26 protein-coding genes and 1 tRNA gene are annotated in these 25,032 nt (G+C 67.0%); 14 read left to right on the top strand and 13 right to left on the bottom strand.

Features of this window, described 5'->3' with window-relative positions; translation table 11 throughout:
• Nucleotides 1-91 precede the first annotated feature (91 nt).
• The 4 genes from AB4Z16_RS19265 to AB4Z16_RS19250 all read left to right on the top strand — a co-directional run bounded on the left by AB4Z16_RS19265 (nt 92) and on the right by AB4Z16_RS19250 (nt 5,608).
• Nucleotides 92-2,911, top strand: a complete 2,820-nt coding sequence (locus AB4Z16_RS19265) for a phosphoenolpyruvate carboxylase (protein WP_441512951.1) — start codon at nt 92-94, stop codon at nt 2,909-2,911.
• Between the two features lie 177 nt (nt 2,912-3,088).
• The gene (locus AB4Z16_RS19260; RefSeq protein ID WP_441512950.1) at nt 3,089-4,654 is read left to right on the top strand and encodes an AMP-binding protein; all 1,566 of its coding nucleotides are present in this window, start codon (nt 3,089-3,091) and stop codon (nt 4,652-4,654) included.
• 28 nt (nt 4,655-4,682) lie between these two features.
• Nucleotides 4,683-5,339 (top strand): DUF1190 domain-containing protein, encoded by a 657-nt coding sequence (locus AB4Z16_RS19255; protein WP_441512949.1) that lies wholly within the window; start codon nt 4,683-4,685, stop codon nt 5,337-5,339.
• A 182-nt stretch (nt 5,340-5,521) separates the two neighbouring features.
• Nucleotides 5,522-5,608 (top strand) — tRNA-Leu (locus AB4Z16_RS19250).
• Nucleotides 5,609-5,642: 34 nt separating this feature from the next.
• Here AB4Z16_RS19250 and AB4Z16_RS19245 read toward each other — a convergent pair.
• Both AB4Z16_RS19245 and AB4Z16_RS19240 read right to left on the bottom strand, forming a co-directional pair.
• The gene (locus AB4Z16_RS19245; protein WP_441512948.1) at nt 5,643-6,182 is read right to left on the bottom strand and encodes a DUF6778 family protein; all 540 of its coding nucleotides are present in this window, start codon (nt 6,180-6,182) and stop codon (nt 5,643-5,645) included.
• 193 nt (nt 6,183-6,375) lie between these two features.
• A complete protein-coding gene (locus AB4Z16_RS19240) occupies nt 6,376-7,023 on the bottom strand; it encodes a DUF938 domain-containing protein (RefSeq protein WP_441512947.1) in 648 nt (215 codons plus the stop codon).
• A gap of 126 nt (nt 7,024-7,149) precedes the next feature.
• On the opposite strand from AB4Z16_RS19240, the gene AB4Z16_RS19235 reads away from it, so the two are divergent.
• On the top strand, nt 7,150-8,412 hold the full coding sequence (locus AB4Z16_RS19235) for a hemolysin family protein (RefSeq protein ID WP_441513084.1): 1,263 nt from the start codon (nt 7,150-7,152) through the stop codon (nt 8,410-8,412).
• A 73-nt stretch (nt 8,413-8,485) separates the two neighbouring features.
• On the opposite strand, the gene AB4Z16_RS19230 is transcribed toward AB4Z16_RS19235, so the two are convergent.
• The 4 genes from AB4Z16_RS19230 to AB4Z16_RS19215 form a co-directional block, all read right to left on the bottom strand.
• Nucleotides 8,486-8,800: a hypothetical protein gene (locus tag AB4Z16_RS19230; protein ID WP_441512946.1), complete on the bottom strand. Its 315-nt coding sequence runs from the start codon at nt 8,798-8,800 to the stop codon at nt 8,486-8,488.
• 163 nt (nt 8,801-8,963) lie between these two features.
• A complete protein-coding gene (locus AB4Z16_RS19225) occupies nt 8,964-10,142 on the bottom strand; it encodes an FAD-dependent monooxygenase (RefSeq protein ID WP_441512945.1) in 1,179 nt (392 codons plus the stop codon).
• 75 nt (nt 10,143-10,217) lie between these two features.
• Nucleotides 10,218-10,469, bottom strand: coding sequence for a zinc-finger domain-containing protein (locus tag AB4Z16_RS19220; RefSeq protein WP_441512944.1), 252 nt, complete (start codon nt 10,467-10,469; stop codon nt 10,218-10,220).
• Between the two features lie 77 nt (nt 10,470-10,546).
• On the bottom strand, nt 10,547-11,524 hold the full coding sequence (locus AB4Z16_RS19215; RefSeq protein ID WP_441512943.1) for a heparan-alpha-glucosaminide N-acetyltransferase: 978 nt from the start codon (nt 11,522-11,524) through the stop codon (nt 10,547-10,549).
• A 108-nt stretch (nt 11,525-11,632) separates the two neighbouring features.
• On the opposite strand from AB4Z16_RS19215, the gene AB4Z16_RS19210 reads away from it, so the two are divergent.
• Both AB4Z16_RS19210 and cysE read left to right on the top strand, forming a co-directional pair.
• Nucleotides 11,633-12,400 carry an alpha/beta fold hydrolase gene (locus tag AB4Z16_RS19210; RefSeq protein WP_441512942.1) on the top strand — a complete coding sequence of 256 codons (768 nt, stop codon included), beginning with the start codon at nt 11,633-11,635 and terminating at the stop codon, nt 12,398-12,400.
• A 187-nt stretch (nt 12,401-12,587) separates the two neighbouring features.
• Complete coding sequence (gene cysE / locus AB4Z16_RS19205; RefSeq protein WP_441512941.1) at nt 12,588-13,436, top strand: serine O-acetyltransferase; 849 nt, start codon at nt 12,588-12,590, stop codon at nt 13,434-13,436.
• Here the strand turns inward: cysE and AB4Z16_RS19200 are convergent.
• The gene (locus AB4Z16_RS19200) at nt 13,427-14,329 is read right to left on the bottom strand and encodes a LysR substrate-binding domain-containing protein (protein WP_441512940.1); all 903 of its coding nucleotides are present in this window, start codon (nt 14,327-14,329) and stop codon (nt 13,427-13,429) included. The two genes, cysE and AB4Z16_RS19200, sit on opposite strands and share 10 nt — an antisense overlap.
• A 117-nt stretch (nt 14,330-14,446) precedes the next feature.
• Here AB4Z16_RS19200 and AB4Z16_RS19195 point away from each other — a divergent pair, with 117 nt between their 5' ends.
• Both AB4Z16_RS19195 and AB4Z16_RS19190 read left to right on the top strand, forming a co-directional pair.
• A complete protein-coding gene (locus AB4Z16_RS19195) occupies nt 14,447-15,769 on the top strand; it encodes a serine hydroxymethyltransferase (RefSeq protein WP_441512939.1) in 1,323 nt (440 codons plus the stop codon).
• Nucleotides 15,770-15,894: 125 nt separating this feature from the next.
• A complete protein-coding gene (locus AB4Z16_RS19190; protein WP_441512938.1) occupies nt 15,895-16,392 on the top strand; it encodes a GNAT family N-acetyltransferase in 498 nt (165 codons plus the stop codon).
• 81 nt (nt 16,393-16,473) lie between these two features.
• Here the strand turns inward: AB4Z16_RS19190 and AB4Z16_RS19185 are convergent, their stop codons facing one another.
• Together AB4Z16_RS19185 and AB4Z16_RS19180 are read right to left on the bottom strand one after the other, a co-directional pair.
• On the bottom strand, nt 16,474-16,815 hold the full coding sequence (locus AB4Z16_RS19185) for a hypothetical protein (RefSeq protein WP_441512937.1): 342 nt from the start codon (nt 16,813-16,815) through the stop codon (nt 16,474-16,476).
• 132 nt (nt 16,816-16,947) lie between these two features.
• On the bottom strand, nt 16,948-18,327 hold the full coding sequence (locus AB4Z16_RS19180; RefSeq protein ID WP_441512936.1) for a serine hydrolase domain-containing protein: 1,380 nt from the start codon (nt 18,325-18,327) through the stop codon (nt 16,948-16,950).
• 165 nt (nt 18,328-18,492) lie between these two features.
• Here AB4Z16_RS19180 and AB4Z16_RS19175 point away from each other — a divergent pair, with 165 nt between their 5' ends.
• Complete coding sequence (locus AB4Z16_RS19175) at nt 18,493-18,705, top strand: DUF3126 family protein (protein ID WP_441512935.1); 213 nt, start codon at nt 18,493-18,495, stop codon at nt 18,703-18,705.
• A 12-nt stretch (nt 18,706-18,717) separates the two neighbouring features.
• Here the strand turns inward: AB4Z16_RS19175 and AB4Z16_RS19170 are convergent, their stop codons facing one another.
• Nucleotides 18,718-19,437, bottom strand: a complete 720-nt coding sequence (locus AB4Z16_RS19170) for a hypothetical protein (protein ID WP_441512934.1) — start codon at nt 19,435-19,437, stop codon at nt 18,718-18,720.
• A 178-nt stretch (nt 19,438-19,615) separates the two neighbouring features.
• On the opposite strand from AB4Z16_RS19170, the gene AB4Z16_RS19165 reads away from it, so the two are divergent.
• Both AB4Z16_RS19165 and AB4Z16_RS19160 read left to right on the top strand, forming a co-directional pair.
• On the top strand, nt 19,616-19,942 hold the full coding sequence (locus AB4Z16_RS19165) for a DUF6949 family protein (protein ID WP_441512933.1): 327 nt from the start codon (nt 19,616-19,618) through the stop codon (nt 19,940-19,942).
• Between the two features lie 151 nt (nt 19,943-20,093).
• On the top strand, nt 20,094-20,624 hold the full coding sequence (locus AB4Z16_RS19160) for a gamma carbonic anhydrase family protein (protein WP_441512932.1): 531 nt from the start codon (nt 20,094-20,096) through the stop codon (nt 20,622-20,624).
• Between the two features lie 176 nt (nt 20,625-20,800).
• Here the strand turns inward: AB4Z16_RS19160 and AB4Z16_RS19155 are convergent, their stop codons facing one another.
• The 3 genes from AB4Z16_RS19155 to AB4Z16_RS19145 form a co-directional block, all read right to left on the bottom strand.
• Complete coding sequence (locus AB4Z16_RS19155; protein WP_441512931.1) at nt 20,801-21,436, bottom strand: transglutaminase-like cysteine peptidase; 636 nt, start codon at nt 21,434-21,436, stop codon at nt 20,801-20,803.
• 402 nt (nt 21,437-21,838) lie between these two features.
• Nucleotides 21,839-22,453 carry a PilZ domain-containing protein gene (locus AB4Z16_RS19150; protein ID WP_441512930.1) on the bottom strand — a complete coding sequence of 205 codons (615 nt, stop codon included), beginning with the start codon at nt 22,451-22,453 and terminating at the stop codon, nt 21,839-21,841.
• 60 nt (nt 22,454-22,513) lie between these two features.
• Nucleotides 22,514-23,083, bottom strand: a complete 570-nt coding sequence (locus AB4Z16_RS19145) for a PAS domain-containing protein (protein WP_441512929.1) — start codon at nt 23,081-23,083, stop codon at nt 22,514-22,516.
• Nucleotides 23,084-23,491: 408 nt separating this feature from the next.
• Between AB4Z16_RS19145 and AB4Z16_RS19140 the strand changes: the two genes are divergently transcribed.
• Both AB4Z16_RS19140 and AB4Z16_RS19135 read left to right on the top strand, forming a co-directional pair.
• Nucleotides 23,492-24,304: a rhomboid family intramembrane serine protease gene (locus tag AB4Z16_RS19140; RefSeq protein ID WP_441512928.1), complete on the top strand. Its 813-nt coding sequence runs from the start codon at nt 23,492-23,494 to the stop codon at nt 24,302-24,304.
• Between the two features lie 196 nt (nt 24,305-24,500).
• The gene (locus AB4Z16_RS19135) at nt 24,501-24,932 is read left to right on the top strand and encodes a CBS domain-containing protein (protein WP_441512927.1); all 432 of its coding nucleotides are present in this window, start codon (nt 24,501-24,503) and stop codon (nt 24,930-24,932) included.
• Nucleotides 24,933-25,032: the final 100 nt, after the last annotated feature.

Below are 25,032 nucleotides of genomic sequence, written 5' to 3'. Positions count from 1 at the left end.
CTTCCGGCTTGCGGCTGCGATCGTCCGATGCTGCAATGCAGCACGACCCGGCTATGCTCATGAAGCCGGGCGGGACGTGGGAGGGGCGGTCATGGCCATGACGATCGCGAAGGAAAGCCATTCAGCTCCCGCTATCGAGGCGCTCTCGCAGGAGTTGCTGGGCCGGATCGAGGAGGCACGGCGCGATTCCCGCGACGACCCCTTCGGCAACCCGGTGCTGCGGGTCACGCTCTGGCTGACCCGGCTGATGGACCGCAACGAACTGACCGTGGAAGGCGCAGGCGAACTGGTTCGCCAGCTCGGGCGGCAGGCTCTGCGGCAGCGGGCCGTGCGCGTCGCCCGCTATGTCGGGCTCGACAAGGATGAAGCGGCTGTGTTCTCCGGGCTTGCGGAGGGAGCGGCCGGTGCGGCGGCGTCCTTTGACGATTTCCGGCAGGCCGTGGAGCGGGCGCGCTTTGCCGCCGTCTTCACCGCGCATCCGACCTTCGGCATGGCGCGCCGGCTCTGCCATGCGCTCGCCGATCTCGCCTCCGGCGGTACTGCGGGGGAGGCGGTTGTCGGAGAGGCCGATCTGAGCTTCCGCCCCGATGGCCGAATCACGCTGCAGGACGAGTTCGAGCAGGCGCGCTATGCCGTGCGCCATGCGCGCGATGCCCTCGACCGGCTAAACGCGGCGTACTTTGCCGTCGCCCGCGAGCGCTGGCCGGAACGCTGGACCGAACTCGCGCCGAAGCCGATCACGCTCGCGTCCTGGGTCGGTTGCGACACGGACGGGCGCACCGATATCGGCTGGTGGGACACGCTGCGATACCGGCTCGAATCGAAGAGCGGGCAGTTCGCGCGCATCCTCGAAAAGCTGCCGCGCGTGCCGGCCGCAGAAGTCGTCCGTGCCCTGGTGAGCGCGGCGCTGGCGGCAGTGGAGCGCCAGCTCGCGCTGGCGCCGCCGATCGGCACGCAGCCTTCGCTGCAGGCCCTGCAGGCCTTTGCGCTGTCGCTGGTGCATGAACGCGAGACCGCACTGCCGGAAGCCTCCCGGTTGATCGAGGCGCTCGACGGAGCCCTTACCGACGCTGCGGACGACGAGACAAGGCTCGCACTTGCGCAGATCCGGGCCGGCTGCCTCGCCCATGGCGTCTCGATCGCGCTGCCGCATTTCCGGCTCAACGCCTCGCAGCTTCACAATGCGTTGCGCTCGGTCATTTCGCTGGAGGAGGAGCCGGGCGAGCCGGCGCAGCGGCGCGCCTTCCTCGCAGCCGCCAACACCGAACTCGGCAAGGTCGAGCCGGTTGCCGTCGATTTCGGGGCGCTGGCGGCCGAGCGCGCCTCTGCCGCGCGGATGATGATGACGATCGCGCAGATCGTGAAGCATGTCGACGGCACCAGGCCGGTGCGCTTCCTGATCGCGGAAACCGAGACCGGTTATACGCTGCTCTGCGCGCTCTGGCTCGCCAGCCGTTTCGGCATCGCCGACAGGGTCGAGATTTCGCCGCTGTTCGAGACCTCCGACGCACTGGAGCAGGGGCCGCGCATCATCGACGAGGCGTTGCGCAGCCCGCATTTCCGCGACTATCTCAAGCGCCACGGGCGGCTGTGCATCCAGTTCGGCTATTCCGATTCCGGCCGCTATATCGGGCAGGTCGCCTCGACCTTCTGGGTGGAGCGTTTGCGCATCCGCATCGCCGAGCTACTCGCGCGCTACGGGCTCGCGGATGTCGAGCTCGTCATCTTCGACACCCATGGCGAATCGGTCGGCCGCGGCGCCCATCCGGACAGCCTGTCGGATCGGCTGGCCTATCTCGATCCCGCCTATGCGCGGCGGGCCTTCGCGCAAGCCGGCATCAGGACGGTGCGCGAGACCAGCTTCCAGGGCAGCGATGGGTATCTGTTGTTCGGCACAGCGCAACTCGCAGGGGCAACCGTCGGCCGGATCGCCGAGGCGGTCTTCGCGCCGGCCCAGGCGGTGGACGATCCGATCTACGACGAACCGGATTTCGCCAGCGAGTTCTTCCAAACCGTGCGCGAGGAGATGAACGCGCTGGTCGACGACCCCGGCTATGCGGCGCTGATCGGCACATTCGGCCCCTCGCTGCTCGACAAGACCGGCTCGCGCCCGGCCGCGCGGCAATCGGAAGGGGCGGGGCCGACGCACATCCGCCATCCGCGCGAACTGCGCGCCATCCCCAACAACGCCATCCTCCAACAGCTCGGCTGGATGGCGAACAGCATGCATGGCGTCGGCCACGCCGCCTCGCGCTCGCCGGATCTTTTCCGCGCCATGCGCGAGCGCTCGGAGCGTTTCGACCGCGCCTATCGCCTCGCCGCCTATGCGATCGGCCATAGCGACCTTGACGTGCTCAGAGCCTATCTCGACTCGCTCGATCCCGGCAGCTGGTTCGACCGGGCGCGCCGGACGGTGCGGGAAGGGCGGCGCGAAGAATTGCTGGCGGTGGCGGAGGCAATGTCGCGGCTGGAGCTCGCACCGGCGCTGCGCCGCCTGTTCTGGCGGCTGTCGGCGGATGCGCTGAAACTCAAGGTGGCGGCGGAAGACGCCCCGCAGATGCCGGCTCGGCTCGCGGCGCTGCACGCTCTCAGGCTCGCGGCGATGCATCGGATCTGGCTCGCCTGCGCCCATATCCCGGATTTCCGGCCGCATGCGGGGCTGACGCGCGAGGCGCTGATCGAGCGGCTGCTGCGCCTCGACGTGCCGGCTTGTCTGGCCTTGCTGGCCGAAATCTTCCCGCGCGATCCCGACCCGACCATCGGCCTCGATTTCGGCGAGCCGCCGGGCCCGCGCGAGGGCGGCACCTATGAAGCCCTGCATCGCGACGTGTTCGCGCCGATGCTGGCACTGTTCGAGCTGATCCGCGAGATATCCGGCGCGATCCAGCACGAGATCGGGGCGTTCGGGTAGGGCTGCGGCCCCGTCATTCCCGGGCGGGGCGGAGCGCGACCCGAGAATCTCATGGACACTAGTTTATGTCATGCTCGGGGCAAGCCCGAGCATGACGTCTGTTCCGGACGTTGAAACCGGCGCCGATGTCACTAGGTTGGCAGCCAGAGGAAACGCCGACCGGGAGACGCGCCAGACATGGCCGCCGCCAACTTCGACGCCGCGGCTGCGCGGATCACGATCTTTCGCGCTCTGCTGCAGACCATCGCCAGGCATGGCAAGGGCCGTATCGCGCTGGAGGACCCCGAGCGCCAGCCGATTACCTATGGGCGGCTCGTGCTCGGCGCGCTGGTATTGGGCCGCAAGCTTGCGGCGCTCACCTCCGAGCGCGAGCATGTCGGCGTTCTCCTGCCGAACATGCAGGGCATGGCGGTGACGCTGTTCGCTCTCTTCGCCTATGGCCGCGTGCCGGCGCTGCTCAATTTCACCGCCGGCGTCCGCAATCTGCGGGCAGCGGCGGAGGTCGCACAGCTCAAGACCATCGTCACCTCCCGGCGTTTCGTCGATCAGGGCAAGCTTGACGAGGAAGTTGCGGCCTTGAGCGAAGGGCGGCGCATCGTCTACCTCGAAGACGTCCGTAAGGAGATCACCAGCTTCGACAAGGCGCTTGGCGCATTGCAGAGCCTGCTGCCGGGCTTCGTCCATCGCGCCTATGAGGCCAAGCCGGACGAGACTGCTGTCATCCTCTTCACGTCGGGGACGGAGGGCAAGCCGAAGGGCGTAGCGCTGAGCCATGCCAATATCGTCTCGAACGCACGGCAGGTCTTCGCTCATGCCGCCGGCGCGATCTCCGAGCGGGACGTCTTCATGAACCCGCTGCCGGCCTTCCACTCCTTCGGGCTGACTGCCGGGGTGATGGTGCCGCTGCTGCACGGCATGAAGGTCGTGCTCTATCCGAGCCCGCTGCACTACAAGCAGGTGCCGAAGTTGATCGGCGACATGAAGGCGACCTTCCTGCTCGCCACAGACACCTTCCTTCAAGGATACGCCCGCGCTGCGGAAGCGAACGACCTTGGCAGCGTGCGCTACGTCGTCGCGGGGGCGGAGCGGGTCAAGGCCGAGACGAAGCGGATGTGGGAGCCCTACGGCACCACCATCCTCGAAGGCTATGGCTGCACCGAATGCTCGCCGGTGCTCGCCGTCAACACGCCGGCGGCCATGCGCGAAGGTACGGTCGGCCAGCTCCTGCCCGGCATCGAGGCGAAGCTGGAGCCTGTTGAGGGCATCCATGAGGGCGGGCGGCTCACCGTGCGCGGGCCGAACGTCATGGCCGGATATCTCGACCCGGCGCAGCCGGGCCGGGTCGTCCCGCCGGAAGGCGGCTGGCACGATACCGGCGACATCGTCGTGATCGAGGATGGCTTCGTCGCGATTCGAGGCCGGGCCAAGCGCTTCGCCAAGCTCGGCGGCGAAATGGTTTCGCTCGCGGCGGTCGAAACCATGATCGCCAAGCTTTGGCCGGACCAGAACCATGTCGTCGTCGGACTGCCCGATCCCCGCAAGGGCGAGCAGCTCATCCTCGTCACCGAAAAGCCCGACGCAGACCGTGCGACACTGCAGGAAGCGGCCAAGGCACAGGGCTTCCCGGAGTTGTGGGTGCCGCGCGCCATCCTGGTGACGCCGTTGATCCCGGTGCTCGGCAACGGGAAGATCGACTATGGCGCGACCCGAGAGCTGGCCGCCTCGCGGCGCGCGCTGCTGTAAAGCCATAATTGCAATGTTGTTTCACCGCATGATGATTCCGGCCTCGATCCTCGCCACGCTGCGCGTCGCCGCGCTTGCGCCTGCCCTCACGCTCGCGAGCCCGGCCGAGCTGTCGGCGCAGAGCCCCGGAAATACCTATGTTCGGCGCGACGAATGCATCGCCGGCGGGCTGCTCAGCGCTGAGCAATGCGAGTTCGCCTATCGCAACGCCCGCGCCGAATTCGAGCAGCGGGCGCCGCGCTACGTCACGCGCTCTGCCTGCGAGCGCGCCCACAAGCGCTGCGGCGCGCAGGTCGTCTCAGCCGGCGGTTGGGAATCCTTCGGCAAGGGCGGCGCGACCTATGTGCCGCGTTTCGTCGGCGTCCGGGTGACAGGCGAGGGCGCGGCGAGGCGGGCGCTGCCCGTGGTCGAAGGCAGCGCCAAGGTCGCCTTCGTCGCGCGCTCGGTGACGGAGCTGCAGGACAAGGTCGCAGGCCGGCAGGGGGTGATCGGGCTGGCCAGCAGCGTCGGCCGCGGCGCCCATGGCCATGCCGCGCAACCCGCCGGGACCTCTGTCAAACGCGGCGACCGCGACGACACGATGCGCGTTCCGATGGAGGAGAAGAGCATCGGCTCGAACGTTCCGCCCGGTCTCTATGTCGATCCCGACGGGGTCGAGTGGTACAAGCCGGCACGCCCGCACTGAGGACCGGCTGCAAGCGCCCTGTGCGGAAACGGGCCGGAGGCTTGCGCGCACGGTGCCCGCCCGCGACATCGCCGTGCGTCCTTTCGGACGCAAAGCGGCGATGTAGCTCTTTGTTTAAGCACCGGATTTCTCCAAGAAGCGGGTTCCACTTTTCGGTCCGATGCTCTATCGCTGTGACGCCCGCGGACGTGGCGAAACTGGTAGACGCACGAGACTTAAAATCTTGCGCCTTCAAAGGCTTGCGGGTTCGAGTCCCGCCGTCCGCACCAAGCCGGCTCCGAGACGCTGCACTGGCGGCCCGGCTTAGGCGTTGGGCGGCGGCACCAGCCACTCGCGATATTTGGTGGCGAAATTCAGCGCGAGGCGATCGATCGGATCGGCCATGAAGGCCGCATCGAGCATCGTTCCGCCGATTCCCTGGCCGGCCAGCGCCATCGAGTGGAATTCGGGATAGCTCACGAGAACAGCGCCGGTTTTGGCGTCGGTCACCGTGACATCGGCGACCAACTCATGGCCGCCGCCCACAACCACGCGCTGGATGGCCGAGGCAACGTAGAGCCGGCGCAGGTTGACGTCGATTTTCACGGGGCGCGGGCCGGTCAGGACCGGCTTCAACTGCTGCTCGAGCGCGGCGCTGATCTTCGCGGAAGCCAGCTTGGCGATGAAGGCGCGGGCTTCGGGCGTCTTGGAGAGTTCTTCGGATTCAGCGTCCGACCGCCCTTTGTATCTCGCATAGGCGCGGTCCCCGTCGCCCCACCACAGGGTCGCGGCGGAATCGGTCGCCACATGGATGCTGGCAAGTCTGAAGGTTTCGACGTCCCGCTGCGAGAGCGGATTTTGCATGGTGACGCAGCCGGCAAGAGCAAACGCCAAAAGGCCTAGGCATAGGATACGCTTAATCATGATCGCCCCCTTGGATCAGGAGCGGGCGTAGTGCGGCGATCGGGCGATTCGCCAGCCCGACCAATGGAGGAGGCGGACGTTTCGCGATGTCGGCTTTGGCCGCCGCTCGCGGCGTTTTCGGCGGCGGCCTCTTTCAGCCAGCTCGAAAGATCACGCTCAGATTGTTGGCCGGCATTTCAACGATTTGCGGCGCGTTGAAGCCGTTGGCAGCCGCGAGCCCCTCCACCGCATCGAGATCGCGCAAGCCCCATTCCGGATCGCGGCTGCGCAGGCTTTCGTCGAAGGCTGCGTTGCTCGGTTCGAGCGGCAGGCCGGGACGGCGATAAGGGCCGTAGAGATAGAGCGGATGGCCGCTCCGCAGCAGACGGCCCGCCTGGCGAAACAGGCCCTCGGTCGCTCTCCAGGGCGAGATATGGATCATGTTGATGCAGAGGATCGCATCGGCTGCCTCGATCGGCCATTCCGACGCGCCGGCGTCGAGCATCAGCGGCGGCAGGATGTTGGAGAGGCCGGACTCCTGCGTCCAGGCCGCGATGCTCGCCAGCGCATCGGGAGTGGGATCGCTCGGCTGGAACGTCAGGGCGGGCAAGGCCTTCGCGAAGTGGACGGCGTGTTCTCCCGAGCCGCTCGCGACCTCCAGCACGAGCCCGGAAGGGGGCAGCACCTGCCGCAGAATGTCGAGAATCGCGTCGCGGTTGCGCTGGGCCGACGGCGCCTGCAAGCGGCGGTCGGTGCCGGCCTGTTCGCCTTGTGTCGGCTGCCAGAAGCTTGGTCTCGTCATCATTCGCTCACGATTCTTTCGTCGGGCTTATCGCGTTCATGCAATGATCCGCTATAAGGGGCATAGAAGCGGGCTGCCAAATGTCGCAGCGCCGCAGCAAACGGATTGGTTTTGTTAACCGAAATCCTGATCGTCCTGGCGCTGACGATCGTGAATGGACTTCTCGCCATGTCCGAGCTCGCCGTCGTCTCGTCGCGGCCGGCTCGCCTCAAGGTCCTCAGCGACCAGGGCAACAAGGGCGCCGCGACCGCGATACGCCTGGCCGAAGACCCCGGCCGATTCCTCTCCACTGTCCAGATCGGCATCACGCTCGTCGGCGTGCTCTCTGGCGCCTTCTCCGGCGCCACGCTGGGCGCGCGCCTGTCGGAATGGCTGGGCACCCAGGGTTTTTCGCAATCGGTGTCGGATACGCTCGGCGTCGGCATCGTGGTCGTCGCGATCACCTATTTGTCGCTGATCCTCGGCGAATTGGTGCCGAAGCAGGTCGCGCTGCGGGACCCCGAGCGCATAGCGGCGCGCGTCGCTCCTGCGATGGCGTTGATGTCGAAGGTCGGCGCCCCGCTCGTCTTCCTGCTCGATGTTTCCGGCAAGTCGGTGCTCGCGCTGCTCGGCCAGAAGGGTGAGTCGGAAGAGAAGGTCACCGAAGAGGAGGTGCGCACCATCATTGCCGAGGCGGAGACCGCCGGCGTGCTGGAGCGCGACGAGCGCGAGATGATCGCGGGCGTCATGCGTCTTGCCGACCGCTCGGCGCGCGCGCTGATGACGCCGCGCCGCGAGGTTGAGGTCATCGACCTGTCGGATAGCGCCGAGGAACTCCGCCTGCAGCTGAAGGACACCCGCCGCTCGCGCCTGCCGGTTCAGGATGGCGAGTCGGATTCGATCATCGGCGTCGTGCTGATGAAGGATCTGATCGATTTCCTCGCTACCGGGGACATCGAGGAACTGCGTAGGCATGTCCAAGACGCGCCGGTGGTGATGGACACCGCCGATTCCCTGCATGTGCTGCGCGAGATCCGCTCCAGCCGCGTGCATATGGCCGTGGTCTTCGACGAGTACGGCCATTTCGAGGGCATCATCACGCCTGGCGACGTGCTCGAGGCGATCATCGGCGCCTTCCAGGAAGAGGAAGAGGACGAGCCGGCCATCGTGACGCGCGCGGACGGCTCCTATCTCGTGGCCGGCTGGATGCAGGTCGACGAATTCTCGCATGAGCTCGGCATCCCGATCCCGCGCGACGCCGACTTCCAGACGGTCGCCGGCTTCATCCTGGCCGAAATGAACCACCTGCCCAATGTCGGCGAAAGCTTCGACAAGGGTCATTGGCGCTTCGAGGTCGTCGACCTCGACGGCCGCCGCATCGACAAGATCCTGGTCAGCCGGATCGAGTGAGCCGCAACGGCTTTCGCTCGACAGAGAAGACGCCTTCGCCGGTCAGCTTGCGCAGCAAACTGACCGGCAGGCGCTAGCGGCGCGGCTCGTCCGGCTCGATGATGCGATATTCCGCATCGATCACCTCGATCCGCTCGGCTCTCTGGGGCCCGCCCGCGAAGGGATCGGCACGGTCGAAACCGGCAGCCTTCATCTTGGCCTTGAGCCGCCAGACCGCGATCGCGCCGGCTACGGCGACGATCGGAATCAAGATCAGGGCGAGGCTCGCTGCGACCAGAAACAGGGCTATGCCGACGACGAAGCTCGCCGCCATGGCAAGCCATGCGGCCCAGCGCGGCATGGCGCGGGCGCGACCATTGAGTTGCTCGTAAAGATTGACGCGGATCATCTCTCTTTCATCCCTCTCCGAACCAACAGATAGGGATGGAATGCGGCGATGGCGAGGTCAGTCAAATCGCCGCGCGTCCGATCGGATGCGGCAGCAATGATCTATCTATTTGTTATCGCATCCGATTTTCCCGAAAAGCGGATTCCGCTTTTTCGGTCCGATGCTATATGTCGCGCCAGTCGTAGAGCCAGCCATAGCGGTTGCGCAGCCCATCCGGGCCCAGCCGTTTCAGCGCGAAATCCCGGGCGATGCTGAGCGGCCAGCCGAGATGATAGTTGCGGCCATTGCTGCGGCTTTCCTCCTGCACGCGGGCGGCGCGCCGGGCGCGGGCCTTTGCGTAAGCGGCGAAGGCGACCGGCACCCCGGCCGCGCCATCGCGCCCGAGCGTCTCGGCGAGGAGGCGCGCCAGCACAGCGGCGTCTTCGATGGCGAGCGAAGCGCCTTGTGCGAGGAAGGGCAGGACGGGGTGCGCGGCGTCGCCCATCAAGGCTATCCGGCCCCTGGCCATGGCCGCGGGCTTGCGGTCGAACAGCGACCAGACCTGCCAGCCCTGCGCCTCGCCGGTGAGCTCGCGTAGCGCCGACGCGGCGCCGGAGAGGTGCTCGGTGACGATGCTGGCGTCGCCGTCGCGCGACCAGCCCTCACGGGCTTCCTTGGCTTGGCGGACGACGACGAGGTTGATCTCCTTGCCGCCGGCGACGGGGTAATGCACGGCATGCCGGCCGGGGCCGAGATGGAGCGTCACGCGCGGCTTGTCGACGGCGCGGGTCGGCACGACAGCGCGCCAGGCTTCATAGCCGGTGAAGACCGGCGGCGAGGCATCGCCGGTGAGGTCCCGCACGCGTGACCACAGCCCGTCGGCGCCGATCAGCCCGAGCGCGGAAATCGTCTCGCTGCTGCCGTTCTGCCCGCCGAGCCTGATCGCGACGCCGTTCTCGTCCTGGCTGACCTCTTGCACCCCGCGCCCGACCATCAGGCGGATGTTGGGCATGGCGCGCGCGGCGTCGAGCAGGATGGTGTGCAGGTCGTTGCGCCTGAGCATGCGGAACGGTGTCGGCATGCGCTCCGGGCTGGAGGGCATCTCCAGCAGTTGCGAGCCGTCGCGCCAGCGCCGGATGGTCAGCCCGTGTGAGGAGACGCTGACGCGCTTCAGCGGCAGGGCGAGGTCGAGCGCATCGAGCACGCGGCCGGAATTGGAGGTGATCTGGAGGCCGGCGCCCAGCTCGCCGAAACCGGTGCGCTTCTCGACGACGGTGGCGGCGATGCCGCGGCGGGCGAGCGACAGCGCCATGGTCAGCCCGCCGATGCCGGCGCCGGCGATGACGAAGTGAGGAGCAGACACAGGCGATGCCCTTGATCGATGGCGCCGGGGAGGGCGCGGGTGCCCCTCAGAACCCGCGCTTCAGCAGAACGGGCTTCAGGCCGCCTTGGCGGTGTCGTGCCAGGCGCATTCCGGCGGGGTGCATTCGGCGTTCTTCAGGGACGGCTCGTATTTGAACAGCGTCGAGCAGTACGGGCAGATGATCTCGTTGTCCGAGCCCATGTCGAGGAAGACGTGCGGATGGTCGAAGGGCGGCTTGGCGCCGATGCACATGAACTCGTGCGCGCCGACATGGACGACGGCGACGCCGGGGTCGTTGTGGAAATGCGGAATGCCGGTCGCGGCCATGGTCGTCGCTCTTCAGAAGCTGGATTTCGGGCGCAACCTATCCCGTCAGCCGGCGGGACGCCAGTGCGCGATTTGCATCAGCGCTCGCGCAGGCAGGCCTGGGCGAACTCACCAAGGCGTGCGCCTTCCTCCGGCGTGAGCAGATCGTCGAGCGCCTTCTGCCAGAGCTGTTCGCGCTTGAGCTTGTCGATGGTGCAGGCGCAGACCGCACGGCAGAGCTGTTCCGGCACGTCGGGCCCGCAGCTGCGCTGACATTCGGCCCGGAAAGCGCGCTCGGCCGGTGGAGGGGGCGGAGCAACGAAGGTCACCAGCGTCAGGACGGCGATGAAGACCGGCTGATGGACGAGATAGACCAGCAGGCTGTGGCGGCCGCCCCAGGCGACGATGCGCGCCGGGAGCAAGCGAGGTTGCCAAGCGGCGAGTCGCGTACCGGACAGGCGTGGCAGCAGCAGGCGCGCCAGCACGATGCCGGTGAGCACGCAGCCGAACCAGGGGAAGACCGGCACGAAATCAGCCGTCTGGAGCTGCGCGCGCGAGAAGCCGAGCCAGGACAGCCAGGGCGCGTCGAGCAGCGGATGGGCGACGAAGCGCGGCAGCGCGAAGGCGAGCACCGCCGATAGCGCGACGGCGGCGACCGGCAGCCGCAGGAAGGGCAGGGCCAGCACGCTCGCGAGCGCAATGTGGTGGAGGATGCCGAAGAAGATGAAGTTGCCGGGGATCGCGAACCAGGTGCCGAGCGAAACCAGCTCGGCGGCCCCGGCGACCATGGCGAGGCGCTTCAGATAGGCAGGGCGGTTCAGGCCCTTGCGCGTCGCCAGAACCAGGCTGAAGCCGACGACGATCAGGAAGGAGCCGGCGATGCAGCGCGCGAAGATCCGCCAGCCTGGCTCGTCGACGACGTCGGTCTCGATCAACCCGAAGAAGGAGAGATCATAGGCGAAGTGGTAGACGAACATCGCCAGTAGCGCGACGCCGCGAGCGATGTCGACGAAAGCGAAACGCGGCGATTCCGTTGCCGCGGAGGCGGTTGGCGCGCTGGTGGCGGTCTGGCTCATGGCGATAGTTCATAAGCAAACCGCGCCGCGGCGGCTACCCAAAGCCGGGCCTGCATGGCAGGGATGGCAACAACCTGTTTCGTCATACCGCCTCGTTCCGAGATCCGCATGCAGAGCTTTTCCTCCGACGGCGTGAAGATCGCTTTCATCGATCTGGCTCCCACCGGCGACACGCCGCAGCACCGGACCGTGGTGCTCGTCCACGGTTTCGCATCGTCCTACATGACCAACTGGGTCAACACGCAGTGGACGAAGACGCTGACCCATGCCGGCTACCGCGTCGTCGCGCTGGACGATCGCGGTCACGGCCAGAGCGAGAAGCTCTATGATCCCGCTGCCTATTCCTCCGATATCATGGCGGAGGATGTGCGCCGCCTGATGGACCATCTCGACATCCCGCGGGCGGCGGTGATGGGCTATTCGATGGGGGCGCGCATCTCGGCGCATCTGGCGCTGGCGCATCCGCGCCGGCTCGATGCGCTGCTGCTTGGCGGGCTCGGCATCCATCTCGTCGAGGGGGTGGGGCTGCCGCTCGGCATCGCCGATGCGATGGAAGCGCCCTCGCTTGAGGTGCTGACCGATCCGATGCAGCGCATGTTCCGCGCCTTCGCCGAGCAGACCAAGAGCGACCTCAGGGCGCTCGCCGCCTGCATCCGCGGCTCGCGCCAGACCTTGACCGCCGAGCAGGTCGGGCAGATCGCGATGCCGACTTTGATCAGCGTCGGCACGAAGGACGACGTCTCCGGCTCCGGGCCGGAACTCGCGAAGCTCATCCCAGATGCGGAATCGTTCGACATCGTCGGGCGAGACCACAATCTCGCGGTCGGCGACAAGAGCCACAAGCAGGCCGTTCTCGACTTTCTCGCGCGTTTGTGAGAACGTCCCGGGCGAATAGAGGCAATCTGGAAAAGCGGGCGACGTCAATGTGTTGTCGACGTTCCCTGAAAAACTGAATCCGCTGCCTCGCTTTTTGATTCAATCTTGGTCGGCTTGAGCCTTTGGTGCGGACGCCAGCTTGTGGCTAGGCTGTCCTCCTGCTGACGACCCTTTCCGGAGAATGATCATGCCGTCGGGGCGCTCCGCCGTGGAAGCACGCGATCTCACAACCGGCCTCAACCGGCTCGACCCTGTCTGGTCCCGCCTGCGTGGCGAGGCCGAGGCAGCCGTTGCCGCCGAGCCGGCGCTGGGCACGCTCGTCGTCGCCTCGATTCTCAACCAGCCCTCGTTCGAATGCGCGGTCGCCCATCGCGTTGCGGCCCGGCTCGGCCATCCGGCCGTGACGGCCGATTTGATCGAGCAGGGCTTCGCCGAGGCGATGGCGGATGACGAGACGATCGGCGCCGGCATGCGCGCCGATGTGATGGCGGTGCTCGACCGAGACCCGGCCTGCTACCGGGTGCTGGAACCGGTGCTGTTCTTCAAGGGCTTCCATGCGCTGCAGTGCCACCGCCTGGCGCATTGGCTCTGGCAGCGCGAGCGGCGCGACTTCGCGCTCTATCTGCAGGCGCGCTCTTCGGAAGTCTTCCAGACCGACATCAACCCGGCCGCCAAGATGGGCAAGGGCGTGTTCCTCGACCATGCCACCGGCCTCGTCGTCGGCGAGACGGCGGTCATCGAGGACGATGTCTCGCTGCTGCACGGCGTCACGCTGGGCGGCACCGGCAAGCAGGGTGGTGACCGTCATCCCAAGATCCGCAAGGGCGTGCTGATCGGCGCGGGCGCCAAGATCCTCGGCAATATCGAGGTCGGCCGGTGCAGCCGCGTCGCGGCGGGCTCTGTCGTGCTGGCGGCCGTGCCGCGAAACAAGACCGTGGCGGGCGTGCCGGCCAAGGTTGTCGGCGAAGCCGGCTGCGCCGAGCCTTCGCGCTCGATGGACCAGACCCTTGAAGGCGATTGCGGGTCCTATATCTGATCTGGTTTCTGCGCCGAGCCCGCGAGCCAATCCATGATCTCGAGCCGGCGCGCATGGGCACCGGGACCGATGGCCGGTGTCAGCGTAAGCCTGTCCATGGCCGGCATCGCCCGCGGGAAGGGCGCCGCGAGGCGTCCGCTCGCCAGATGGGGGGCGACGAGGCTCACCCGGCCCATAAGCACGCCCGAACCCGACAGACAGGCATCCAGCGCCAGGCTGTAGAGCGAGAAGGCCGGGCCGCGCCCCGGATCGATCAGGGCCTCCGGAAGGGCGAAGGCGAGCCAGCGCGCCCAGTCGCCGCGCCACACGGTGTCGTGCAGCAATGTCTGCCGGGCCAGATCGGCCGCGGATTTGATCCGGGCGGCCAGCGCCGGGGCGCAGACGGGCAGGATTGCGTCATCGCCCAACTGGAGCGCGCCCGGCTCCGTCGACTCACAGTAGAACAATGCGAGGTCGTAAGGCTCGCGCCGCGGATCGGGCGGCTCCTCCATCGCCGACAGCGAGATCTGCAGATCGGGGAAGGCCTGCTGCAGCGCCGGCAGCCGCGGCGAGAGCCAGAGCTGGGCGAGACAGGGCAGGGCTGCGATAGCCAGCGGGCGGTGCGGCTCGGCTTCGCGCAGCGTTTGCACGGCCTGGCCGAGCATGTCGAAGCCGCGCGTCAGCCGCGGCAGCGCCTCGCGCGCCGCGTCCGTGAGGGCGACGCCCTGTGCCAGCCGGCGGAAGACCGGGAAACCGAGCGTCGCTTCGAGCTGCCGGATCTGCTGGGTCACGGCACCGGCGGTGACGGCGAGTTCGTCCGCCGCCCTGGTGAAGCTCTCGAGCCGAGCCGCCGCCTCGAAGGCGCGCAAGGCGTTGAGCGAGGGCAGGCGCGGGCGAGGCGGCTTGACGGGCACGGCGGATATCCGGTTCGAGGTTGAGATTTTCTCATCCTGCCAGCGAGAAATACTCGTTTGCGCGCGGCGCGGCAAACCGCTGTTGTGCCGGGAACCAGCGAGGACGGAGGGACCGGCATGACGGCACTGGGCAGACGCGATTGGGTGCCCCAAGTGAGCGAGGATTATGTGCTGAGGATCGCAGGCGAGACGGCAAGCCAGCCGCTCGATGCGATCGCGGCGCGGATCGATGCGCTCGCGACGGAGAACCGCGCGATCCATGAGCGCGACTGCGTCAACCTGAACCCCGCCACCAACGTCATGAATCCGAAGGCCGAGGCGCTGCTGTCGGCCGGGATCGGCGCGCGGCCCTCGCTCGGCTATCCCGGCGACAAATACGAGATGGGGCTGGAGGCGATCGAGCAGATCGAGATCATAGCGGCCGAGCTCGCAGCCGAGGTCTTCGGCGCCAAATATGCGGAAATCCGGGTGCCTTCGGGTGCCATCGCCAATCTCTACGCCTTCATGGTCGCGGCAAAGGCGGGCGACTGCATCATCGCGCCGCCCGGCGAGATCGGCGGCCATGTCACGCATCACGGTGCGGGCGCGGCCGGGCTCTACGGCATCGTCACGCATCCGGCGCCGATCGACCCGGTCAACTACACCGTCGATGTCGAGAAGCTGCGGGCCGACGCACTCAGGCTCCGTCCGAAGCTGATCTCGATCGGCGGCAGCCTCAACCTCTTCCCGCATCCGATCCGCGAGATCCGCGCCATCGCCGACGAGGTCGGCGCGCTCGTCCTGTTCGATGCGGCCCATATGTCCGGCATGATCGCCGGCCATGGCTGGCAGCAGCCTCTGGAGGAAGGTGCCCATCTGATGACGATGAGCACTTATAAGAGCCTCGGCGGACCGCCTTCCGGGCTGATCCTCACCAATGATGCGGAGATCGCCAAACGGCTCGACGCCATTGCCTATCCCGGCCTCTCCGCCAATTTCGATGCGGCGAAATCGGCATCGCTCGCGGTTTCCCTGCTCGACTGGAAGGCGCATGGCCGCGCCTATGCGCAGGAAATGGCCAAGACGGCCAAAGCGCTGGCCGAGGCGCTCTCGGAGCGCCAGGTGCCGGTCTTCGCGCGCGACAGGGGCATGACGACCTCGCATCAGTTCGCGATCGAGGCGGCGCCTTATGGCGGCGGCCAGGCGGCGGCGAAGCAGCTGCGCGCGGTCAACATCCTGTCCTGCGGCATCGGCCTGCCGCTGCCGGCGGTGGAGGGGGACGTCAACGGACTCAGGCTCGGCACGCCGGAGATCGTGCGCTTCGGCATGACCGCGGCGGATATGCCGGAGCTGGCGGGCTATATCGCCGAAGGGCTCAACGGTTCGCGTTCGGCAGCTGCGGTGGCCAGGGACGTGACCGCGTTCCGCGGGCGATTCCGGGAACTGCATTTCATGCGCTAGATCGCCGTGCGTCCTTTCGGACGCAAAGTGGCGACTATCTCTTTGCCGTAGCATCGGATCGGACCGAAAAGTGGAATCCACTTTTGGGGCCAATGCTCTAAGATGGGCTCCGGAGGCGGGAGCTCATGCGCATCGACATCAGGCTCGAGCGGCCGGGCGACGAGGCCGAGATCGCGGAGGTCACCACGGCAGCCTTTGCCACGGCGCCGCACAGCAGCGGCACGGAGGCGGCAATCGTCTCCGGCCTGCGCGGGGCCGGGGCGCTGAGCCTGTCGCTCGTCGCTATCGAGGGCGGCGGCGTCATCGGCCATGTCGCGTTCTCGCCGATCGAGATCGCGGAAGCCATGGGCGCCTGGCACGGGCTCGGGCCGGTTTCGGTCTCGCCCCTCCGGCAGCGTCACGGGATCGGCGGAGCGCTGATCGAGGAAGGGCTTGCCCAGTTGCGCGCGAGCGGCGCGGCCGGCGTCGTGGTGCTCGGCGATCCGGCGTTCTACTCCCGTTTCGGTTTTGCGAGCGATGGCGGGCTGCGGTTCGGCGATGTCCCGCCATCCCAGCTGCAATGGCTGTCCTTCAAGGCGGTGACGCCACGCGGCGAGGTGCGATACCACCCAGCCTTCGGCTGAGGGCTGGATCGCCTCGCTCACCATTTATCGCATCGGATTTCTCCGAACGGGGTGCCGCCTTTCGGTCCGATGCCGTGACCGTCAGGAATCGCCGGCCGGCGCGAAGAAGCAGAGCAACTCGCCCGCATCGTTGATGCAGAGATGCCAATGCCCGTCCGGCGAGGGCGTCGCCTTGTCATAGGGGATTTCGAGCCTCAGGGTGGTGCGGCGCTCCTTCGGCCACATCGGATGCTCCCCCGGCCGCACAATCACGACGAAGCCGCCATGGACTTCTCGCACGGCTTCAGGCTCGAGCGGCGCGCAGTCGGCGCCGGAGCAGCAGTAGAACGGGTAGTCCCAGCGGCTTGGCGCCTGATGAGAGTGAGCGCACGTCGCTCCCACGGCAAGCAAAGCCGCCACGGCGAATGAAGCGATCACACGCATCGGCCGGCCCTCGCAATTAAAATGCGGCGCAAAGGCGGCGAATGCGTGGCGGGTGGCGCGGCGAAGTGCTTTATCGCCGAGGCGTGGCTGCCCCCGTCCGCGGGACGCACGCCGGGAGGGGTGGGGGCGCTGTCAGGCGCCGCCGGCTGCTCCATAGCGCGCCAGCATCTCGTCGCGCATCTCCTCCTCGCGGACGAGGCGGCCGCCGCCGAGGCGCACGGATACCACCGCGCCCGTTTCATTACGCTGCAGTTCCGCCGTTTCGCCGGGGCTGCTGAAGCCGGAGGCGTGGGTGATGCGCCCAAGGTCGGGCCCTTCCAGCGTGATCTCGGCGGCGTCGAGGAAGGGCGTGAGAAGGGCCGGTGCGGCCACCAGCACCTGCTTGGCGACCGGAACAAGGTCATTCGCGCCCCAGATCGTCCACCAGCGGCCGGTCCAATCCCGCATTTCCGGCGATGGTGCGCCGCTCTCGGCGAAGGTCCTGAGGATATGGACGACGCCATCGAGCCAGGGATGCGCCAGCCCGTCGATGGCATTGGTCAGGACTGCGACGGTGAGGTCCTGCTCCGGGAAGACGCAGGTGCGCGTGATGAAGCCCTGGAATCCGCCGGAATGGCCGAACCAGCGCCAGCTACCTTCGCCGCCGGAGATGGTGCCGAGGCCGTAATGGCGGCCCAGGCTGGCTTCGTCATCCTGCCAGAGCCGCCGCGTCATCTCGCGGCGGCTGAGGGCCGAGAGTATGCTGGTCTCGGCCTTCGGCGAAAGCTGCGCGAAATAGCGCGCGACATCCGCGGCCGTGGCGACGAAACCCGCGGCCGAGGTCATGGCGTGGCCGGGATTGTCCGCGGGGATGACGACCCGCTGGTCGAGTGGCTGCTTGCCGCTATGGCCCCTTGCCATCGGGCGGTGCCCCCAGAGATCGATATCGGCCTTGGTTTCGAGCAGCCCGGCCTTGGCGACGACCTCGTCGGTGATCCATTCGCTGTAGCTGAGGCCGGTCACAGCCTCGATGACGAGGCCGAGCAGTGCGAAGCCGTGATTGGAGTATTTGAAGCGCTGTGAGCCGGGATAGACCGGAGCCACGGCAAGGTCCGCGAGCAGTTCCGCCTTGCTGCAATAGGGCTTGCGATCGAGGAACTGGCCGTTGTCCGGCCCGTCGCGGGTCAGGCCGGCGCTGTTGGAGAGCACCTGTTCGACGGTGACGTCGGCGATCGCGGGATGGAGGCCGTCGACGAAGCGGCCGACCTTGTCGTCGAGCCGTAGCCGGCCTTCCTCGACCAGGCGCAGGATGCCGGCCGAGGTGAAGCTCTTGGAGTGGGAGGCGATGCGGAAGCCGTGCCGCGACGTCAGCACCTCGCCGGTTGCGAGGTCCGCGCTGCCGAAGGCGGCTTCGAGCACGATATCGGTGCCATTCGCGATCGCGAAGGCGCAGCCGGGCTGGTCATGGTAGCGGCGCTGGAATTCGAGCCAGCTCGCGACATAGGCGAGGGCGGGGGCAAGCCATGGCTTCATCGATTGGCATCCGTCACCAGTGCAACAGATCGCCAGCATCGCACGATTCCGCTGGCGGCCGGCAAGCCGTGGAGATGTGGGACGGCCATGTGCGCGGCGGCTGCTTTCGCTTGCCCTTCACGGCCTGTCGTGGCATCGCTCCCGGCCAATCGAAAGGACCCGATCGTGGACAAGACAGAACTCGCCAAACTCGAGGCTTATCTGCGCCGCACCTTCAACAACCACGCGATCAGCGTGCGCGCCCGCATGAAGAAGACCGACTCGGCCGAGGTCTATCTGGGCGAGGAGTTCATCGGCATCATCCATGTCGATGACGAGGACGGCGACCGCTCCTTCAACTTCACCATGGCGATCCTCGACGTCGACCTGGAAGACTGAGAGCGCGTCGCGCTATCTGATCAGGCCGTCGAGCGTCCGCCGCACACCGCCGAGCATCACCGCCCAGTCGGCGATGATGCTGCGCGGGAAGCGGATGTTCACATCCATGCCGCGATGCTGGAAGGTGATGCGGCAGGGTTCGTCGAGATGGGCGGCGGTCTCGATCGGACAGCGGGCGGCGAAGCCTTTCCCGTCGGGAACCGAGACATAGAACTCGTCGCCCTCATAGGGCGAGCCCTTGCGGAAGCTGCGCACCACGAGCCCGCCGGGATTCGACCAGACGGTCGGCGTCAGGAAGCGGGCATAGGTCGCGAGCTGGCGCGCCGGCTCATTGACCTTGTCGGGCGGGCTCAGCGTGACCAGCAAGCGTCTTCTGTTCTGCGGCTGCGCCGGGCCGAGATTCGGCCAGTCGAGCCGCAGCCGGACCATGCCGACGAGACGGCTGGTGTCGTCGTCCTCGTCGAGACCGGTCAGATCCTTCGGAATCAGCAGGGCCACATTGCCGACGCGGGCCGGTTGGAGCGCGGCGGGCTCCTCGGGGCGGCGATGGGTCAGATAGAGCCCCAGCCCCGTCGCCATCGCGCCCGCGAGCATGATCAGCAGCGCGGCCTTGAGCAGGGCACTGTCCGCTCGCGGCAAGAGCACGGGCGGCCGCTGCAGGCGGGTGCGCACCATCGAGGTCAGATTGGCGGTCTGCTGGCCGGGCCGATGATGGGACAGGGACGCGGTCATTCCGGATACTCTTCGCCCGATCTCCTGGATCGGCTCGGCATCACTGAATCACCGCCGGCTTAACGGCGCGTAAACCATAACCGGGGCGCTATCGTTAACCATTGGTAAAGACTTGTCTTCACAGTCCGTAAACCATGCGGCAGGCTCTCGCGCGTCGTTCCGGGGAAGAGCCGCGCTCGTGACCATCCAGCCTTCCGCGCTCGAAGCGCTCCAGTCGCTTTTGATCGGCTTCGCGTTCGCGGGGCTGCTGGCCAGTGCGTTCGAGCTGTTCACCGCGCAGCGTGCCGATTTCAAACTGCTCGAGATGGGAGGGCTCGCCGCCGTCGCCAGCGTGCCGGTCGTGGTCTTCAGCGCGCCCTTCCTGATCCTGCGCAATACCGTGCGCGGCCGGCAGATCGAGGGGCGGCCCTTCATGTTCGTGATGCTGGCCAGCATGACGGCGGCCGTCTGGGGCATGGCGTCCGGCCGCGTGGTGCTCGATCTCCTGCACATGCTCGGCGCTTGACGGCGAGGGGGCGCCTGCAAAACGCGGGTGGCCGGTCGCATCGGACCCAAGGGCGGAATGCGCTTTTCGAAAAATCCGATGTAATAACCATTGCACAGATCGTCGTTGCCGCGTCCGCCAGGCCGCGCCGCGATCCGAGAGGATATCGCTCATGCCGCTCTACGCGCTTGATGGAACAAGACCCGACGTGCCGGGCGAGGGTGCCTGGTGGCTGGCGCCCGATGCTCACGTGATCGGACGCGTAAGGCTGGCCGGCGACGTCGGGATTTGGTTCGGCGCCGTGCTGCGCGGCGACAATGAATGGATCACGATCGGCCAGGGCAGCAACATCCAGGAAGGCTGCGTACTGCACACCGATATGGGCTTTCCGCTGACCGTGGGAGCCAATTGCACGATCGGCCATCGCGCCATCCTGCATGGCTGCACGATCGGCGAGAACAGCCTCGTGGGCATGGGCGCGACCGTGCTGAACGGGGCGAAGATCGGCCGCAATTGCCTGGTCGGCGCCAATGCGCTGGTGACCGAGGGTAAGGAATTTCCCGATAATTCGCTGATCGTCGGCGCGCCGGCGCGGGCGGTGCGGACGCTGGACGACAAGGCGGCGGCCGGGATCACCGCTTCGGCGCAGGCTTACGTGCGGCGCTGGCAGCAATTCGCAGCAGGGCTCGAAAGGCTGGATTGACGCACGCCGGGCGCTCGTCACGACGTCACGGCTCGTCCTCGAAAAGAAGCGGGCCGGCCTTCCGGGGAGGAAAGCCGGCCCTGGCGAAACCCGATCCTTGGGGACGGGTGGGTGGGGACGTGACCGAGCCTCGCCGTCCTCTTACCGCGACATCATCCTGGTCGCGGGAATCTTCATCAACGCTGCACCGAAGCGACCGTCGGAGTCTGAGCGCCGCCGAGCGAGGTCCAGCCCGTGCGGTACTGCGACTCGCGCTTGACGTAGACGTAGCCGGTCTGGCTCCAGGGCAGGATCGCGTTGCGCTTGTTGTCGAGCACGAAGTCGCCGCGGTCGGTGCGGATCATCAGCACGGCGTGGCCGGCATTCTCCTCGTCGATCACGACGGTCATGAGCATGGCGCGGCGCGGCAGCCCGGCCTCGGCAAGGCGCTTGCGCTTCAGCAGCGCGTAGTCCTCGCAATCGCCCTTGCCATCGGTGGGGATATCCCAGCGGTCGACGACGCCCCAATGTTCGTCGTCGGTGACGGCCTCGATCTCTCGATTGACGCTGTTGTTGGTGGCGACGATCGTCTTCCACAGCTTGGCGTTCAGCTCGATGCGCTCCGGCTCGCGGGTGTCGGTGCGGCATTCGGACGGGGTGCGCTTGCAGAAATCCGTCCAGGCATAGGGCGCGCGGGCATCGCCGGAGGCTTCGGCCGGAAGGCTCGCGACCGGGATGCCGACCGAGCCCTGAGCATTCGCTGCGGTTGCTCCACCGAGCGTGACCAGAGCGGCCAGTGCGGTACCAATCAGATTGTGATGAATTGAGAGCATGTCGTCCCCTTTCTGTCCCGGGGCTGACGATGCGTGCTGGCAAATGGATCCTGGCTGAAATGGAAACGTACAAATTTATGTATTCGGCCGAGCGGCGAGCGAAGAATAGATCAGCATCAATCTTGGTCGAACGAGGAAGTAACGATTCGTATCAATCGCACAACGAGATTTTAACCATTAATTCTTCGTTGTTCGGTAGTGCGCCGTTAACTTACGCATCCCTTAATCGCGGCAAGCGCCGTCGGACCGGCGCTCCGGTGCGCGAGTGGCGTGCGTTTGGCCGCGAGGTTGCTGCGGCATTGGCGATTCACTTGAGGTCGGAGCGCGGCGCGACGCAGCCGTGCGGGGATGCCGATTCAGGGGCTCAGGCAGTTTGCCCGACGTGGCCGGCCGGGCCGGCTTTCAGAGCTCGAGGTTTTCGTCGAGCAGATCGGCGGAGAGCGGGAAGCGGAATTCCGCCGCGTAGCCGCCGTCGAATCGGCGCACGATCCGCGCCGGGGTCGAGCCGATCCGCACCGGCGTATTGATCGGCAGATCGAGATCGCTCGAAAAGGCGGCGCCGGAGAGCGAGATGTCGACGATGCGGACGACGAATTCCAGACCGTCCTCCATCATCAGAATGGAGCGCGGGTTGCGCGGCACGACACGCTCATGCCGGCGATCTTCCGGAAGGCCGAGTTCCTCGCGGTTGGCGAGCCAGGTGAGCTGGGCCGTGAACTTCTCGCGCTTGCGGCTTGTCGCGGTGACGGTCATCGCGAAGCCTTCCATCGTCGTCCGGACGCAGGTGCCCTCGATCCGTCCGAGATGTTCGAGATAGGCGATCACGCGGTCGCCGGGCTTGGCCTTGGCGGGAGCGGCGAGGTGGACGCCGCCCGGCGAGATATCGATCGTCTGGCAGGGATATTCCATGCGGTTGGGCAGCATGTAGCGGCCCAGCAGCACGACCTTCATACGGTGATGCCGCCTGCGTTCAGCAGGAATGGCAGCCGTTCGGGGCGTGTGGAGCGCGCTCAGCATCAATGACCGACCTGGATTCGGGCGGATCGTAGGCGCGGTCTGGTTAACGGATCGTTCCGATCACGCCCGCCCGCCGGGCAGGACGACCAGACGCGGCGGTTCCGCCCGGCGCGGCGTTGCGGCCGGACGCGAGGTGGCGGCGGGCCAGAGCATCCGCAGCGAGATCATGCGCATCGACTCGACGGTATCGAGGCCGAGCCAGTCCGGCGAGACCGCCGGCGAAAGGGCTCCGAGGATGCGGGCATGGGTGCGGCCGCGATAGCGCAGCGGCAGCAGCAGCAACTCCAGATAGATCGGCGCGCCGGACCTGGTCTCCCCGGACAGGCCGGCGACGGCGCCGGCGCTTTCGTCCATCACCGTCTGGACGAGGCGGCGCATGTCGCCTTGCGATTCGACATCCGGCCAGAGTGCCGTGAAAGCCCGTCCGCGCAGCTCGTGGCCGATCAACGCGCACAGGCGCGTTCCCGCCAGCCGGAAGACAGGGCCGATGGGCTCGTTCTCCAGCACGAAGGTATCGGCCAGCGCATGACGCAACGCTCCGGGCTCGATCTCGCCGCGCTCCGGCGCGGCCCGTTCGCCACGCAGCGCGTCCCAATACTCGAAAACCAGACGTGTGCTTGTGTTTTTCATCCTGCGCCCATGCTGCCGGCTGCGTCCCCCCGGGACGGTGCGGCGACCGAGATTGGCGCAGAACCGTTCGAAAGAGGGACGAATCGCTTCCCCTGAGAACCGAGGACGCATTCGTCATGCCGTCTTGCCACTGTCGTTTGAGTCGGGGGAGGCGGGCGGGGACGTTAGGGTTAACCAAATCTTGCCTTTGTGGAAGATCGCTAGAATGCGTATAAAATGCCACGGAATTCGCGGGCATTCAGTGTGTCCGCAACGCGAGGTGGAGGGGGCGTGACCTTGCCGGCCGGTGCAACCGGGCGGCGTCACAGCCGGCGGAAAAGGGGAGGGCGCGAGCCGCTCCCCTTTTTCGTTGCATCATGCGCAGCCGGTGCTTGCGCGACATGGACGCTTCGGCAAGTGTGACGCCGCATGGCTTTTCAAGATCCTCCCCGGCCGGCGCGTGAGCCGGCGTTCAACCTGCCCCCGGCCGTCGTCTGGCTGCTCGCCGCTCTGACGCTGATCCAGGCGGGGCGTTCGCTGCTGTCCGACTATGACGATTACATCCTGATGTCGTGGCTGGCCTTCGTGCCGGCGCGGCTGACGTTGTGGCTGTCGCCGGGGCGGCTGGAGGACGTGGTCGGCGCGATGGCGCAATCCACCGCGGGGCAGGATGTGGTCGAGCGGCTGCAGCTGGTGCGGCTGCTGCTCGCCGATGGCGGCGTCAGGCTCTGGACTTTGCTGACCTACGGGTTTCTGCATGGTTCCTGGCTGCACCTGATATCGAATGCGGTCTGGCTTGCGGCGTTCGGCAGCCCGGTGGCGCGGCGGCTCGGCACGAACCGCTTTCTCAATCTGATGGCGCTTTCGACGATCGGTGGGGCGCTGTTTCACTGGTGGTCGCGCGATCTCGACGTCCTGCCGCTGGTCGGCGCGTCGGCCGGCGTTTCCGGAGCCACCGCCGCAGCAATCCGCTTCGTCTTCGCTCCGGGCCTGCGCTTCGGCGAATTGGGCAATGACGAGGTGGTGCGTGCGATCCCTGCCGAACCGCTCGGCGAGCTCTGGCGCAATTCCCGTGCGCTGCTGTTCATCGCCATCTGGTTCGCGACGAATATCCTGTTCGGGGCCGGGCTGGTGCCGATCCTCGGCGAGGAGACGAGCATCGCCTGGGAGGCCCATATCGGCGGTTTCGTCGTCGGGCTGCTGCTGTTTCCACTGCTCGACCGCGGCACGCTGAGGCGCTGAGCGGCGGCTTTCGATCGGGGAGGGAAGGCGGTCGGCGAAGGCCTGGCGAGCCTTGCTTGCGCCGGGCTCTTCCCGCACACTCGTATCATTGCGAAGCACTCTTCGAGCCGATCCGGCATCGCGAGGTTGGCGGCGGCTCGAGGGGTTCCAGCGGAACTGCGCGCCGGCGATGGCGCGCCTGCGAGGAGGGACTTCCATGAATGTCGAGAAGCTGCTGAGCGACAAGGGGCGCGAGGTCATTTCGGTGCAGCCGCACCGCACGCTGGCCGAGGCGATCCGCACGCTGAGCGAAAAGCGCATCGGTGCCGTGGTCGTCATGGGGTCGGACGGAGCGCTTGTCGGAATCCTGTCCGAGCGCGACATCATCCGCGCATTGGGCGAGCATGGTGCCACGGCATTGGAGAGCGCGGTCTCGCGGTCGATGACCTCAAAGGTCGTGACCTGCCGGCCGCAGACCAGCGTCGACGAACTGATGGAGATCATGACGATGGGCCGCTTCCGCCATGTTCCGGTCGTCGAGAACGGGCGAGTGACCGGCATCGTTTCGATCGGCGACGTGGTGAAGCATCGCGTCGCAGCGATCGAGGCCGAAAGCCAGGCGATGCGCGACTATATTGCGATGGCCTGACGGGTATCGCATCGAACCGAAAAGCGGATGCCGCCTTTCGGGAAAACCCGATGCCAAACCGGGAGGATAGATCGCCACTTTGCGCCCGGTTGGACACGTG

Origin of the sequence: Allobosea sp. TAF32, assembly GCF_052113585.1 — a bacterium.
Lineage (GTDB): Bacteria > Pseudomonadota > Alphaproteobacteria > Rhizobiales > Beijerinckiaceae > Allobosea.
This window is presented reverse-complemented; position numbering and strand designations above follow the sequence as displayed.